Annotated in this window: 12 protein-coding genes and 2 pseudogenes; 2 read left to right on the top strand and 12 right to left on the bottom strand. The window is 60.8% G+C overall.

The features are described from left to right. Window positions 1-117: 117 nt before the first annotated feature. Window positions 118-1,305 (bottom strand): DUF6932 family protein, encoded by a 1,188-nt coding sequence (locus DDA898_RS21700; RefSeq protein WP_152490667.1) that lies wholly within the window; start codon window positions 1,303-1,305, stop codon window positions 118-120. A 522-nt stretch (window positions 1,306-1,827) separates the two neighbouring features. Between DDA898_RS21700 and DDA898_RS22765 the strand changes: the two are divergent. Both DDA898_RS22765 and DDA898_RS04415 read left to right on the top strand, forming a co-directional pair. Continuing rightward, window positions 1,828-2,114 (top strand): annotated as a pseudogene (locus tag DDA898_RS22765) (damage-inducible protein J). Further along, window positions 2,111-2,422: a type II toxin-antitoxin system RelE/ParE family toxin gene (locus DDA898_RS04415; protein ID WP_033569625.1), complete on the top strand. Its 312-nt coding sequence runs from the start codon at window positions 2,111-2,113 to the stop codon at window positions 2,420-2,422. Before DDA898_RS22765 ends, DDA898_RS04415 begins: the two are co-directional and overlap by 4 nt. A 47-nt stretch (window positions 2,423-2,469) precedes the next feature. Here the strand turns inward: DDA898_RS04415 and DDA898_RS04410 are convergent, their stop codons facing one another. From DDA898_RS04410 to DDA898_RS04360, 11 genes and pseudogenes are all read right to left on the bottom strand, one after another. Continuing rightward, entirely contained in the window at window positions 2,470-3,708 is a 1,239-nt protein-coding gene (locus tag DDA898_RS04410; protein ID WP_038910344.1) for a TraB/TrbI/VirB10 family type IV secretion system protein, read from the bottom strand. A gap of 2 nt (window positions 3,709-3,710) precedes the next feature. Next, window positions 3,711-4,609: pseudogene (gene trbG, locus DDA898_RS04405) on the bottom strand (P-type conjugative transfer protein TrbG). Continuing rightward, a complete protein-coding gene (gene trbF / locus DDA898_RS04400; protein WP_038910343.1) occupies window positions 4,606-5,310 on the bottom strand; it encodes a conjugal transfer protein TrbF in 705 nt (234 codons plus the stop codon). The pseudogene trbG and the gene trbF overlap by 4 nt, the downstream one beginning before the upstream one ends. A 2-nt stretch (window positions 5,311-5,312) precedes the next feature. Further along, entirely contained in the window at window positions 5,313-6,476 is a 1,164-nt protein-coding gene (trbL, locus tag DDA898_RS04395) for a P-type conjugative transfer protein TrbL (RefSeq protein WP_038910342.1), read from the bottom strand. Further along, window positions 6,476-7,207 (bottom strand): P-type conjugative transfer protein TrbJ, encoded by a 732-nt coding sequence (gene trbJ / locus DDA898_RS04390; RefSeq protein ID WP_038910341.1) that lies wholly within the window; start codon window positions 7,205-7,207, stop codon window positions 6,476-6,478. Before trbJ ends, trbL begins: the two co-directional genes overlap by 1 nt. Further along, window positions 7,207-9,657: a conjugal transfer protein TrbE gene (gene trbE, locus DDA898_RS04385; RefSeq protein WP_038910339.1), complete on the bottom strand. Its 2,451-nt coding sequence runs from the start codon at window positions 9,655-9,657 to the stop codon at window positions 7,207-7,209. The genes trbJ and trbE overlap by 1 nt, the downstream gene beginning before the upstream one ends. A 10-nt stretch (window positions 9,658-9,667) precedes the next feature. After that, on the bottom strand, window positions 9,668-9,940 hold the full coding sequence (locus DDA898_RS04380; protein WP_038910338.1) for a VirB3 family type IV secretion system protein: 273 nt from the start codon (window positions 9,938-9,940) through the stop codon (window positions 9,668-9,670). Beyond that, window positions 9,937-10,284 (bottom strand): TrbC/VirB2 family type IV secretion system protein, encoded by a 348-nt coding sequence (locus DDA898_RS04375; RefSeq protein WP_050570190.1) that lies wholly within the window; start codon window positions 10,282-10,284, stop codon window positions 9,937-9,939. Before DDA898_RS04375 ends, DDA898_RS04380 begins: the two co-directional genes overlap by 4 nt. Continuing rightward, complete coding sequence (gene trbB / locus DDA898_RS04370) at window positions 10,281-11,291, bottom strand: P-type conjugative transfer ATPase TrbB (protein ID WP_038910337.1); 1,011 nt, start codon at window positions 11,289-11,291, stop codon at window positions 10,281-10,283. The genes DDA898_RS04375 and trbB overlap by 4 nt, the downstream gene beginning before the upstream one ends. Further along, window positions 11,288-11,728 (bottom strand): ribbon-helix-helix protein, CopG family, encoded by a 441-nt coding sequence (locus tag DDA898_RS04365; protein ID WP_038910336.1) that lies wholly within the window; start codon window positions 11,726-11,728, stop codon window positions 11,288-11,290. Before DDA898_RS04365 ends, trbB begins: the two co-directional genes overlap by 4 nt. Further along, the gene (locus tag DDA898_RS04360) at window positions 11,725-13,674 is read right to left on the bottom strand and encodes a conjugal transfer protein TraG (RefSeq protein ID WP_038910335.1); all 1,950 of its coding nucleotides are present in this window, start codon (window positions 13,672-13,674) and stop codon (window positions 11,725-11,727) included. The genes DDA898_RS04365 and DDA898_RS04360 overlap by 4 nt, the downstream gene beginning before the upstream one ends. Window positions 13,675-13,793: the final 119 nt, after the last annotated feature.

The following is a 13,793-nucleotide window of genomic DNA, read 5'->3' as shown; positions in this document are numbered from 1 at the left end:
CTTTACGTTGAGTGAACACTATTATCGCTAGACAGAAGCCTCTCATTAATAATGGTCAGTTATCTGCTGAAAAGACTCATCCCGGTCATAAGAAATCGTGCGAGTCTGGCTTCCTCATTATTGGCCGCCATTTTTAGAATGCCCCATGTAGCGCTTATAATATTCTTCATCTGACGCGTACTTATTGCTGTTCAGAAACGGCATCCACATTGATGTTATGACATCTTTTTTAATGACATTATTGTGATCGAAAATTTTATTGGTGTGCTGCGTAAGAATACGACTCTGAGAGGTAAAGCCTTTTGCTCCTGCTTGGCCAAAGAGTGGATCGAGGCCAAGCCATTCTGATGGATTCCTCTGCATCAAGCTTACCCACTGGTCGTTGGGTGCTATTTCGTTTCTGACCCGCGCAACTTTATAGCCGATACAACTTTCCCAATCATAGCCTTCATTCAGAATGCTGCCGGTAAGAATAATTGTGTTGAAACGGACCGGAGAAACTTCATTGAAACCATCAAGGTAAGCACCTATCAGATAGGTTCCAAAGGAGTGTGCAATCACTGAAATCGCTTCACCGTTCCGGCAAAAATCCTGCTTAATCGAATAAATCCAGTCCCTAAAGGCGTCCACCGCTTCTTTTCGTTTCCCTTTATTCAAAAGGATGTCAGGAGTGGTATAACCGTAAATGTAAGGGGCGACGATCCACCCTTGACTGCTCGCAATAGGGATAATATTCGCATTCCATTCCGCATGCGTCATTATCCCGTGGATAGTAACCAGCACCCCCGATGCCTTGTTCAAGTCGACCAGATGTCGGTTGAAATAGGTTCTTTTGATGACTTCGTAGGTATTGTCATCTGGTTCATGATGAGTCGTCCACGGTTCATCTGTGTGGTCAAGATTGATTTGAATTACACCCACGCTACTGCCGTAGCGCTCGAAAGACAGCAGTTTTATAAATGACGCGGTAACGACGGGATCGTCAGCCGAGCAAAACATAATATCTGTACGCTTTCCATCAATAATCCATCGTTCAGATCTCGATGGGATGTGCTCTTTGTTCCGAAATACGATTACGACATCCAAATCGTTTGGATTTTGTTTCCTTGTAACATAAGAACCGCCGACGTAAACACATATTGCATTGCGCGTGTTTGCGAAATCCAGAATATCGATAAATGCTTGTTTTAGATCCGAGCGTTCTTCGCTGATCGTACAGAAGCGCTCAATAAATTGTTGCTCAGAACAACTGTGGGTGCCTTCTGGCAGATACCCTTTCTCATTAAAAGCAGGAATATTCGTCATAAAGTTATTATAAGTTTTAAGGAAACTCGCCGTATGGTTGGGAAAGTATGCCATTATTCGAAGGAATTTGATTAGCAACACCTGTACCCTTAACCCCTTATTTTAAAAACCTATGAAACTGCGATACTGCCAAAGCGCAAGCTCTGAAAAGGCTAATGCCATGCATCCATGTATAAGGGCTGGCTTTAGGGAAATTGACTGATACGTGTTTCGATGTCCACTAAGTCGATGTAGCTAAAAACGGCAATTCCGATTCCAATTAGACTGATATTGTATGCCCGCTCCTAGCACAAAGCAGCCTGTCAGATTAAGTTTAGTTCTGCGCAGTAAACAGTGCCAGTTCAGGTCTGAGCTAATATACATTATGTTAGATGCTAGCCTCTACAACAAAACCGCCACTGTATCCTGAGAGCAGCGTTACACGGTAAGCCGATTCTCCCCTTCAAAAAAGCAGCAAAAACTGACGAGATTGGATAAAATGACACCACAAGTGACAACACATGCAATCTATTGGAGGCTGTCATGGGGACAATACACTTCAGAATTGACGAGGAAACCAAACGTACTGGCTATGAAGGCTGCTGAGCGTCAGCAGGTCAGTCTTACCGAACTGATGCGCCAGCGTGCGGAAGAACTGGCCGAGGAAGAGCGGCAGTACCAGCGCCATACCGGTGATGAATGGCTGGAAGCGAAAATTCAGGAGGCTTTCGCCCGTTACGATGCTGGTGAGGTCCAGTTCATCAGCAATGATGAGGCCAGTCAACGTATGGCGGCGACTGAAAGCGCAAGCCGCCCGGGGGGAACTGTGACGGCAACGGTTCGCTGGGAAAGGCAAGCTATCGCTGACCGCGAAGACATTTACCGTTACCTGTACCAGAACGCGGGACTGGAGGTCGCCAATGCCACCGATGACAAATTCGCCGCCGCAGTGGCGTTGCTGGAAACCACCCCGGAAGCGGGCGTCAGCATAGGGAAATCGGGAGAACGGCGTAAACTGGTGCTGGCCCGGCTGCCGTTTATTTTGGTCTATGCGCTGAAACGCCACAGCGGCGACGTACATATCTTACGGCTATTGCATACCGCCCGGGATGTGTCGGCACGCTACCGTTCCAGATAAACGCCCATTCAGGGCCCCTGCTTCGTTCCTTCTCGTCCATACCCCATTCAACGTGCACTCCCCTGATTAAAAAACAGTGGTTGATACGGCCTTAACACCAAATCCCTGTTGACGATGATACGAACCGGCAGACCTGGCCGTTCGGTCAGTGTCGGCTGAATATCGAGGTTACGCCGGGTGAGCTCTTGTCCCACCTGACTGACCGAATCCTGCAAACTGTCACGTCCGGCAAGGATAATACGATCGCCATGCTGTCGGTTCTCCGGGGCAGCGAGTTCGGCTCCCACCCCCAGTAGTGTGGTCATTGCTGCACCGGCAATCACACGATCCCAATGCCAGTCCACCTGATCTTCCAGCCCGACGTAACCGGCCGGGTCGGCACCGGCCAGATTATCCAGCGTCAGCGATGACGTATCCGGCAGGATAATGCGGTTCCAGACCACCTGAACCCGGCTTTGCCCATAGCTGACCTGGCTATTGTATTTCCCCAGCAAGCGCGAGCCTTGCGGGATTAGCAGATAATGTCCGGTCGCGCTGTCGTAGACCGGTTCGGTGACGGTGGCGATCACCGGCCCCGGCAGGTCGGAACGAATACCGGTCACCAGCGCCCCGGCAATCACCGTTCCCGCCATCACCTGATAAGGCGAAGCCGGTAGCCGCAGATCGCCGTGATTTCGGGTATCGGTCATGTCACCGAGCAGGAACGCCTCTTTCTGATCCTGCCGGATACCGGAAACCGCCCCCTGCTCGGCCATAGGGTCAGTCGCAATCGGGGCCGGAGATGGGCTGGTGGACGCCGGTGGTGGTGCCGGCTGGCTGCCACGACGAAAGAACACCGGCGAGGCGGCGGCGTCTTCGGCTTCTTTCAGGCGTGCCTGACTCGCCGACTCATAAGCATCTGGCCCGGATGGTGTGACCGCCTTAGCGGCACGGATCATGGGCGGCCCCATATCCCCCGGCAGCGGCGGCCCCAACACAGGCGTCACCTCCGCAGGTTTCGTCGGCAACCGGGTGTAATCCGCCGGCAACCGGTTCAGTGCTTCGGTTTTCGCCACCCGCTCGACGTTATAGCGTTCAGCCAGTTCACCGTTATCATGCGGCCTGGGGCGCTGTAACGCCCACAGCGTCGCCGCCAGCACCGCCAGCGCCAAACCGCCGGTCAGGATGAACAGCGAGCGCCGGTTCAGCCGGGTCACCGGGCGTGGCCTGCTGCGCAGCACCAGTGTCTCGGAGGCCACCTTCTCTGACGGTGCTGGCGTGCTATCCGCCTGTGATTCCGGTTGCATATTCACGGGCTCCGTCCGTCGGTACGCGTAATGCGCACCACCTCGGCGCTGTCATTGCCCAGCCGCAGCTCGGCCGCCCCGAACAACCGGTCCACCACGTAGTACGGCGGCTGGAACCGGTAATTCACCAGTTGTCCGTCCCCCTGTGGGCCGATGACGAACAGCGGTGGCAGTTCACCCTGCGCGATACCGGCCGGAAACCGGATATAGACCTTTTCCCCGTCATCAAACACCTGTCGGGGGCACCACGGCGGGCGATCACCGCTGATAGCGTAACGAAAGTGGAGTCTGTCCGGTGCCAGAGTGCTTTCCGGTGACCGGGGCGATGTGGCTGGTGAGGGTATCGACGCCGGGTCGGCCGGGTACTGCCACGACACCGTCGCCATCCAGCGCGTGCCGCCGGAGGTCATCAGCAACAGATAAACCCGCCGACTGGTGGTGATCACCAGGTTGGTTTTCAGCCCGGCCCGCACCGGCTTGACCATGATATTGACGCGCTGTTCGCTGCCCGAGCCGCTGGTGGTATCGCCGACAATCCAGCGCGCCGTATCACCGGCCGCCACATTTGTCAGTGTTTCCCCCGGTTGCAGGGCAATCACGGTGACGCGCTCCGGTGCCGTATAAAGCCGATACATCGTCCCCTCAGCGTAGCGCCAGGACGACAGGTCGCTGTTATCCGCGGCGCGCCCGGTATTACCACCCGACAGTTCGCTCCCCATTCGTCCGCCCCCTCCGTTCTCCCCCTTCCCCACCACTATGGAAGCTGGTGGCACCGGGAACCGGGGCTGTGGGAGCCGGTTCGTCCAGATCGACGACCGGTGGCCGGTTTCCCATACCACGACACCCGGTCAGTGCCAGTATCAGGTAACAGACCAGGACCGTAATGCCGCCACGTTGTCATGGCTGGCCGCCTTCCGGCATCGCCAGTTCCCGGCTCCACGACAGGCCGTTGATATAGATGCCCAACGGGTTCAGCCGTAACTGCTGCTCGGTACGCGGCGTGTGCTGCACAACGGTCAGCATGGCAGTCCAGCGTTCGGTCTCCGACGGAGTGCCTTGGGCAAAGTGTTGTTCGCTCCAGCGCACTTCAAACGATCGATCGCTGGAGCGCACCACACTGGCAATCTGCACCGTGACGGACTCGTTACCAATACGGCCAAAGGGATCTTGGGCGCGGGCATAGGCGTTGAGCACCGCTGCACCCTGATCGGTGGTATAGGCATAGGCCTCCAGCCAGTTCTGCCGCACCACAACCGGGTCAAGCGAGAGTGAACGCACCAGCGTGATAAAACGCGCCAGATGGTAGGCGATTTGCGCCTCGCTGGGCTGGTACGTCGTCACCGCCGGGGCCACCGCCCGCACCTCGCCGGATTTCTCCACCTCCACCACATAGGGAACGAGAGCCGATTGCGTCGCCCGCCAGACCAGACCGGCCGCCATCAGCAACGCCAGCAGCAGGCAGCCAAAGGCCATCAATCGCCAGTTCCTGGCTTGCACCCGGGCGGTGCCGATACGGGTATCCCACACCTCGGCGGCCGCCTGATACGGCGTGGCGGGGGATGGCGTTTCGCCGTAGTGCACCTGCGGTCGCCGAAAACGCATGGTCAGCCCCCTTCCCGGTCGGATTCACGCAGAGTCGGGCCGCTGCTGCCGCCACCGTGCTCGGCACTGCGCAGCGTATGCGCCACCGTGCCCGCCGCCTGCGCCAGTTGCTGACGGCGATATAGCCGCTTCGCCCAGTCCGGCTGTGCCGTGGCTGACGAACCGGATGAACCGGCCTCCCGCCCCGGTTGTCCGGTAGCCGACGGGGTCGTATTGGCTTGCGGCCCGCGTAACGCCGTCGGCAGCAGACGCGCCCCGGCCCCCACCGCACTGCCTATCCGCCCCGCCAGCACGCCGGTTCCCGCCGCGACGCCGGCCACTCCCAGCGCCGTTCCGGCCAGCGTTCCGGCTCCCAGTTGCGGCGCGCCACTGACCAGCCCGGTGGCAATCCCCGGTCCGAAAATCCCCAGGGCCAGCAGCGCAAGCGACGCCAGCATGGCGACCAGCGCCTGATCCATCGACGGGTCATCCGGGTTCAGGGTCAGCGAACCGAACAGACCGGTGCCGATCCCCACGATCACCGCCAGTACCAGCACCTTCACGCCGGAGGCCACCACATTACCCAGCACTTTTTCTGCCAGAAACGCCGTCTTGTTCCACAGTGCGAACGGCACCAGCACAAACCCCGCCAGTGTGGTCAGCCTGAACTCCACCAACGTGACGAACAGCTGTATCGCCAGTGCGAAGAAACTCAGGACCACCACCAACCAGGCCAGCAGCATGACGGTGACGGGCACAATATTGATGAACACATCTGGGAAGCCACTCAAGCGGTCGATTTGATGCAGCAGAGGGGCAGCCGTCTCTATACCGGTTTTGGCTAACCGCCCGGGTTGTAAAAACGTCGCCAGAGTCAACGCCGCGCCACCGGCCTGCAGGCCCAGCCCGGCAAATGAGCGAAACACTATTCCCGACAGCCCGTTGAAGTTGTTGAGTATGTAAGCAAACGCGCCGACATAGAGCACCTTGCGGATCAGCCGTGCCATCACATCCTCTCCCTGCCCGCCCGCCTGCGACAGCGCCCAGTACAACCCCGCCAGCGTCATGTCGATCGCCACCAGCGTGGCGGTCAGAAAGGAGACTTCACCGCGAACCAACCCAAACCCAGAGTCGATGTAGGTCGAAAAGGTATCGAGGAAGCGGTCAATCACCGACACATCGTCCATCACTCACCGCCGTCCTTACCGTAAAAGTTCACCGGCTGCGGCGTGTAAGGGGTTCCCGTACCCAGAAAACGTCGCGTGATTTCCCGGCCGCGTTCAACCGCCGCTGCCTGTCGCGCCAACTCCAGCGCAACCGCCCGGTCCTGCGTCAATTGGAGCTGCTGGCCTTGCATCGTTTGTTTCGCCTGCAACGCCAGCAACTGGTTTGTCGCCTGCATGGCCTGCAGGGCACCGGTGGCCGCCTGACTTTGCCCGACCAGCGCGGACAGCGTGCTTTCGTCCGCCGACAGGCTCTGCACCATCTGTGCCTGCATCTGCAAAGCGGTATGCAAGCCTGCCAGCGTGTTGACCCAGCGCGCGCGGGCATCCTGATACAGGCGATCGTGGCCCACCGTGGCGGCATACTGTTCGGGGTAGAGCCGCGCAAAATCCGAGTCCATGCGCTGCACCTCATAGGCCAGTCCACGCGCCTGGGCGATCAACCGGTCCGTGCCCGCCAGCGTGGTACGCAGTTGATCGGTTACCGTGAACGGCAGACTAGTCAAGTTGCGGGCCTGATAAATCAGCATCTGCGCCTCGTTCTGCAACTGGATGACCTGATTGTTGATCTGATCCAATGCCCGGGCGGCGCTCAGCGTGTTCTGCGCATAGTTGGCAGGATCAAATACCGTCAGTGCCTGCGCTGGACGCAGCGGCAGCAACGCCAGCAGGATGACAAGCCACACAGTTTTCATCACGGTGTCCCCCTGCACGGTGGAGAGGAAATCGGCTGCGCTGCTGGAGTAAACCCCGGCAGCAGGTCGGCCGCCCACGCCAGCCCCCGGTGACGCAACCAGGCGCTGGCGAAATCCGGACGAGGGTCCTGTGCCAGCAGGCGGTCTATATCACGCTGACTCTGTGGTGAGGCCGCCGCGGCAAACGCCAGCGCCACCGGCCCCAAATCGAGATCGAACCGGCGGTTGCCCTGTCGGGACTGGTAGTAGTAATCCCGTTTGGGCTCTGCGGCAGCCAGCATGGCTATCTGCCGGGCGTTAAGACCAAACCCCTCATAGATGACCCGGATCTGGGGTTCGCTGGCCTGTGGATTGGGCAGGAAAATCCGGCTGAGGCAACTTTCGATGATGGCCGGTGCCAGGGCAGAGCGTTGGATATCCGCCAACGACTGGGTGGCGAATATCACACTGACGTTTTTCTTGCGCAGTGTCTTGAGCCACTGCCGGATACGCGCCGCAAACACCGGTTCATCAAGAAACAGCCAGGATTCATCCAAGAGCAACAGCGTCGGCGCGCCGTCAAAACGGTTTTCCAGCCGGGCGAACAGGTATTCCAGCACCGCCAGTACCGCGGCCTTGCTGGGCATCAGCGCCTCCATTTCAAAGCACTGCACATCAGCGTCGCCCAGCCGTTCCCGATCGGCATCCAGCAGGTTGCCGTACGCCCCGCCCAGCACATACGGCGCCAGTGCCTGACGCAACGTCAGCGACTGCAACAGGACCGACAGGCCGGTCAGGGTACGCTGTTCAACCGGCGCACCCGCCAGGCTCTCCAGCGCCGACCAAATGGCAGCCTTCTCTTCCGGCCCCACGGTCACCCCCTCCTGCCGGGCCCGTCCTGCCACCCACTCCACCGCCCAGCGACGCCAGCCCGCCTGATCGATTCGGGCCAGCGGCTGAAACGCGATCGCCCCGTCCGCTCCCAGATCATAATGCTCGCCCCCCAGCCCCAGCGTGGCGGCCCGCAACGAGCGGCCGACATCAAAAAGAAATACGCGCGAGCCGGGATAGCGACGAAACTGCATCGCCAGCATGGCCAGCAGCACCGATTTGCCCATCCCGGTGGGCCCCACCACCAGCGTATGCCCCACGTCGCCAATGTGCGTCACCAGCCGAAACGGCGTGGCGCCATCGGTCCGGGTCACGATAAGTGGCGGCCCGTCAAGGTGAGCATTGTTCTCCGGCCCGGCCCAGACCGCCGACAGCGGGATCAGGTGCGCCAGATTGAGGGTGGAAATGATCGGCTGGCGCACATTGGCATACACCTGGCCGGGCACCGACGACAGCCAGGCGTCCACCGCGTTCAGCCGCTCCGGACAGGTCACGAAGCCCCGCCCCTGGATCACCTGCTCGGTCTGTCGCCGTTTTTCCTCCGCGTCCTCCGCCTCATCGGCCAATACGGTCACGGTGGTGGTGACGTAACCAAACGCCGCCTGATCGCTGCCCAGCGCCTGTAACGCCGCATCGGCATCGGCCGCCTTGTTGCCAGCATCGTTATCCACCAGCGGACTTTCCTGCTGGAACACGGTCTCGCGCAGCAGTGTCGCCACGTTTTTCCGTTTCACAAACCACTGTCGGCGCAGGCGGGCCAGCACTTTTTCCGCCTCCGCCTTGTCCATGAACAGAAAACGCACCGACCAGCGGTAGGCAAACCCCAGCCGGTTCAGGTCGTCCAACATGCCCGGCCAGGTGGAGGACGGAAATCCCCGCACCGTGATCGTCCGCAGGTGTTGGTCGCCCAGCATCGGGGCTACTCCGCCCGTCATCGGGCTGTCGGCCAGCAAGGCATCCAAATGGAACGGCACCGCCGGCACGCCAAGCCGGTAATGCCGGGTCGATACCGTGCCATGCAGGTAGGTCAGCGTCTGGCTGTCATCCAGCCAGGCGAGTTCCGGCATGACGCCGGTCAACAGGTCAGACAGGCGATCGGTTTCCGCCCCAAAGGCCGTAAGCCGTTCCCGCCAGTCCACACGCCCCGACGGGGTGTTTTCGTATAACCAGGCCATCGTGCGTGACCGCACGTCCTCCGGCGGCAGATACCACAGGGTGAGGTGGTACAGGCTGTCAAAATGGCCACCCGCCACCTGAAACGCGGCACGTCGCTCTTCGTCCACCAGCCAGGAGAGCGCCTCGGGGAAGCGGGAATGCGGATACGCGGCGGCAGGTCGCCGTTCGGCGTCGGTAAACAGCGCCCAGTTGCTGCCAAGACGGCGCAGGGCGTTATTCAGGCGGGCGGCCATGGCGATCAGTTCGCCGGGGGTGGCACTGTCCAGATCCGGCCCGCGAAACCGGGCCGTGCGCTGGAACGACCCGTCCTTGTTCAGCACCACACCGGGTGCCACCAGCCCCGCCCACGGCAGCCAGTCGGCCAGTAAGGCCGGGCGCTGACGGTATTCGGCAAGGTTCAGCATGGTACGCCCCTCAGACATCCAGCAACGACGGGTGGCGGATATGCCGGGCAAACACCGTCATGAACTGCGGATCCTCCCGCGCGCCCCAGACTGCCAGCGTATGCCCAATCACCCACAGCACCAGCCCCGGCAACCACAGCTGCAACCCCAGCCCGACGGCGGCGGCCAGCGTGCCATTGGCAATCGCCACCGTGCGCGGTGCGCCCCCCAGCAGGATCGGCTCGGTCAGCGAGCGGTGCAGCGGTACGTCAAAGCCGGGTAACAACGTGTATTCGTCACTCATACCACCGCCCCGCCGGCAAAGCTGAAAAATGACAAAAAGAACGAGGAGGCGGCAAAGGCAATCGACAGCCCAAACACGATCTGGATCAGCTTGCGAAATCCGCCCGAGGTATCGCCAAAGGCCAGCGCCAGCCCGGTGGTGATAATGATGATGACCGCGATAATGCGCGCCACCGGCCCCTGTATGGATTCCAGGATCGACTGCAGCGGCGACTCCCACGGCATACTTGAACCACTGGCGTAGGCCGTCAGCCCCCACAACAGGCTGACGGCCAGCACGGCTCCAGGCAGACTACGTCGAACGAGCCAGCGTGCGGAAAAGCGAAGAGCAGACGGGAGCATCATGATGAGCCTCCGGGTAAGGGTGTCGATACCGCAGGACCGGGAGAGCCAAGGTTACTGAGCTGGTAGTGCGAGCCGTCAAAGCCGGTCACCCGGACCAGCGAGGCGATACGGCGTGCCTGCCCACGCCCGGTCAGGTGTACGATCAGGTGGATGGTGTCGGCGATCAGCGCCCGGGGCGGGGTGATCGCCACTTCGAGGATCAGTTGTTCCAGCCGCAGCAATGCCCCCAGCGCAGACCCCGCGTGCAGGGTGGCTATCCCGCCGGGGTGACCGGTTCCCCAGACCTTGAGCAGGTCCAGCGCCTCGCCGCCACGGACTTCACCGACGATAACGCGATCAGGGCGCAACCGCAGCGTGGTACGCACCAGTTCGGCCATGCTCACCACACCCGGCCGGGTACGCAGGGGCACCTGATCGCGTGCCACACATTGCAGCTCCACGGTGTCTTCCAGCACCAGCACCCGATCGCCGGTCTCGGCAATCTCGGCCAGCAGGGCGTTGGCGAGCGTGGTTTTCCCGGTACTGGTGCCCCCGGCAATCAGAATGTTTTGTCGCTCACGTACCGCCTGACGCAACACCCCGGCCTGCGCGGCGGTCATCATCCCGTCGGCGACATAGCGCGCCAGCGGGATCACGCCGACGGCGCGCTTACGCAAGGCGAACGCCGGTCCAGGCGCTGCCGGCGGCAGTATGCCTTCAAAGCGTTCACCGGTCTCCGGCAATTCCGCCGTCAGCAGCGGCCGGTGGCGATGCACCTCGGTACCGACATGGGCCGCCACCAGTCGGATGATGCGTTCCCCCTCGGCAGCAGACATCCCCCCCTCCAGCGGAGCCAGGCCGGTGGACAACCGATCCACCCACAAGGTGCAATCTGGATTAAGCATGATCTCCACCACATCGGGATCGTCCAGCGCTGCCGCAATCAGCGGCCCCAGTGCGCTGTACAGCATATGTCGGTGGCGCGTACGGGATGCACACATCGTATCGTCCGCAGATATGTTGCTCATGGCATCTCCTGCGTCGTCTCGTCTGACGTGTCGGGCTGAAGTTCCCGACAGACGTCTTGCACCAGACTGTGTCCGCGCAGCAAGTGGCGGCCCAGTTGCTCAACAAACTGCCCGAAACGCGCACGGCCTTGTGCGTTGGCGGCATCTTGATGGGCGTCAGCCACTGGCGGGCTGACGGTCAGGTAGTAGCGGATAAACAACGCCAGCGTTTCAATCTGAATGGTTTGATCGCGCTCCAGCCGCCCAAACTGGCGTGACAGCTGATCCAGTCGCCGGCTCAGGAGGCTGTCCCGTTGCCCTCCCGCATCCGGCGACAGCCAGGCGGCCAGAGCAGCCGCGACAATGGAGGATTTCGAGACCCCTTTTCGGGTCGCCAGCTCGTCCAGCCGCCGGGCGTGTTCAGGTGGGATAAATAGATTCAGGCGATACTGACTCATGGTGCTTCCCCCCTTTCCGGAGCCGACGTGGATCGTGTAAGGAACCGGTTCACCGTGTCATCCGACAGCCACGACAGGTCGCTGGCCGGTGCCACCGACGCCGGCATGGGGACAGTGATCTCGTCTTGTCCGGCTGATGGGTGCCCTTCCCTGTCATCGTCAGCCAGTCCGGTCATCCCAGGAGGCACCGGCACCGTCGGAAGGCGCAGATCGCGCCAGTCATCCGGTCTGGGCTCAGGCACATCGGTGTAATGACCGTCTGTCAGCGACGGCGGCGGGAGAACACGCGACTGAAAGTTGGCATCCGCGAAGTAGCGCATCTTTCTGGCGCGGATCGGCGGCTGGCTGCCCACCATCACAATGGCGTCACTGGCGGGCAACTGCATCACCTCACCGGGTGTCAGCAATGGCCGGGCCGATTCCTGACGCGCAATCATCAGGTGCCCCAGCCAGGGGGCCAGCCGATGACCGGCATAGTTGCGCTGGGCACGCAGCTCCGTGGCGGTGCCCAGTGTGTCGGAAATGCGTTTAGCCGTGCGCTCGTCGTTGGTGGCAAAGGCCACTCGCACATGGCAGTTGTCCAGAATCGCGTGGTTCGGGCCGTAGGCCTTGTCAATCTGGTTAAGCGACTGGGCAATCAGAAATGCGCGCAGACCGTAACCGGCCATAAACGCCAGCGCCGATTCGAAAAAATCCAGCCGCCCCAGTGCCGGGAATTCGTCCAGCATCAGCAGCAAGGTATGCCGTCGGGTGCTACCGTCAGCGTCTTCCAGCGACTCCGTCAACCGACGGCCAATCTGGTTGAGGATCAGCCGAATCAACGGTTTGGTGCGGCTGATATCCGATGGTGGCACCACCAGATACAGCGACACCGGATGACGGGCCGCGATCAAGTCGGCGATGCGCCAGTCACACCGCGAGGTCACCGCCGCTACGGTCGGGTCGCGGTACAGCCCCAGAAAGGACATGGCGGTGGACAAGACGCCGGAGCGCTCGTTGTCAGATTTATTGAGGACCTCGCGGGCCGCCGAGGCAATCACCGGGTGCGGCGCATCGCCCAGATGTGCCGTGGTCATCATCCGATACAGCGTGATCTCAAACGGACAGTCTGGATCGGAGAGAAAATTGGCGACGCCGCGCAGGGTCTTGTCTTCCTGTGCATAAAGCACATGCAGAATGGCCCCTACCAGCAGCGCATGGCTGGTTTTTTCCCAGTGGTTGCGCCGCTCCAGCGCCCCTTCCGGGTCCACCAGAATATCGGCGATATTCTGCACGTCGCGCACTTCATGTGCACCACGCCGCACCTCCAGCAACGGATTGTAAGCCGCCGAGCGGGTGTCGGTCGGGTTGAACAGCAGACAGTGGCTGAAGCGGGCGCGCCAGCCTGCCGTCAGTTGCCAGTTCTCGCCTTTGATATCGTGCACCACGACGGAGGCTGACCAGCTCAGCAGTGTGGGCACCACCAACCCGACGCCTTTCCCTGAACGGGTGGGGGCAAACGCCAGCACATGCTCCGGCCCCTCGTGACGCAGATATTGCCCGTTATGCAGTCCGAGGAACAGCCCCGACGGCCGGTACAACCCCGCCCGACGAATATCCTGTGCCCTGGCCCAGCGTGCCGAACCGTAGGTCGTGACATGTCGGGACGAACGGGCACGCCATACCGACAGGGTCATCGCCACCATTGAGGCCAGTAAACTGCTGCCACCCGCGATGGCACCACCGATATCAAAGATACGCGGCGCATACCCACCAAACAGAAACCACCATTCAAACAGCCGCCACGGTGGATAAACGGGCACGCCAATGCCCTCGAACCACGGGGAGCCCAGGCGCGGGGAATACCCCAGCGCTGCCGCGGTCCATTGTGTGGCGTACCACACACCGGCAACAACGACACTGAACACCACCGCAACCTGCCCTACCAGTATGCCCTGCCCCTGCATTGCCGCCCCCTTCTCGCCCTCAAGGCGGCACAACGGTTATGCCGCCTGCGAGAGAGCATCGGTGCGGGCTCAGCCCAGTGCAAAGACCGTTCCCGACTCAATCAGGGAGCAAAAAGTCA

The sequence above is a fragment of the Dickeya dadantii NCPPB 898 genome (assembly GCF_000406145.1).
GTDB classification, from domain to species: Bacteria; Pseudomonadota; Gammaproteobacteria; order Enterobacterales; family Enterobacteriaceae; genus Dickeya; species Dickeya dadantii.
This window is presented reverse-complemented; position numbering and strand designations above follow the sequence as displayed.

What these genes read in the sequence shown, in the direction of transcription:
- trbL (WP_038910342.1), bottom strand. Translation starts at nt 6,476, where the DNA reads ATGGACGATGTGTCGGTGATTGACCGCTTCCTCGATACCTTTTCGACC.
- DDA898_RS04410 (WP_038910344.1), bottom strand. Translation starts at nt 3,708, where the DNA reads ATGCAACCGGAATCACAGGCGGATAGCACGCCAGCACCGTCAGAGAAG.
- DDA898_RS04365 (WP_038910336.1), bottom strand. Translation starts at nt 11,728, where the DNA reads ATGAGTCAGTATCGCCTGAATCTATTTATCCCACCTGAACACGCCCGG.
- DDA898_RS04380 (WP_038910338.1), bottom strand. Translation starts at nt 9,940, where the DNA reads ATGAGTGACGAATACACGTTGTTACCCGGCTTTGACGTACCGCTGCAC.
- trbB (WP_038910337.1), bottom strand. Translation starts at nt 11,291, where the DNA reads ATGAGCAACATATCTGCGGACGATACGATGTGTGCATCCCGTACGCGC.
- DDA898_RS04360 (WP_038910335.1), bottom strand. Translation starts at nt 13,674, where the DNA reads ATGCAGGGGCAGGGCATACTGGTAGGGCAGGTTGCGGTGGTGTTCAGT.
- trbJ (WP_038910341.1), bottom strand. Translation starts at nt 7,207, where the DNA reads ATGAAAACTGTGTGGCTTGTCATCCTGCTGGCGTTGCTGCCGCTGCGT.
- DDA898_RS04375 (WP_050570190.1), bottom strand. Translation starts at nt 10,284, where the DNA reads ATGATGCTCCCGTCTGCTCTTCGCTTTTCCGCACGCTGGCTCGTTCGA.
- DDA898_RS21700 (WP_152490667.1), bottom strand. Translation starts at nt 1,305, where the DNA reads ATGACGAATATTCCTGCTTTTAATGAGAAAGGGTATCTGCCAGAAGGC.
- trbF (WP_038910343.1), bottom strand. Translation starts at nt 5,310, where the DNA reads ATGCGTTTTCGGCGACCGCAGGTGCACTACGGCGAAACGCCATCCCCC.
- trbE (WP_038910339.1), bottom strand. Translation starts at nt 9,657, where the DNA reads ATGCTGAACCTTGCCGAATACCGTCAGCGCCCGGCCTTACTGGCCGAC.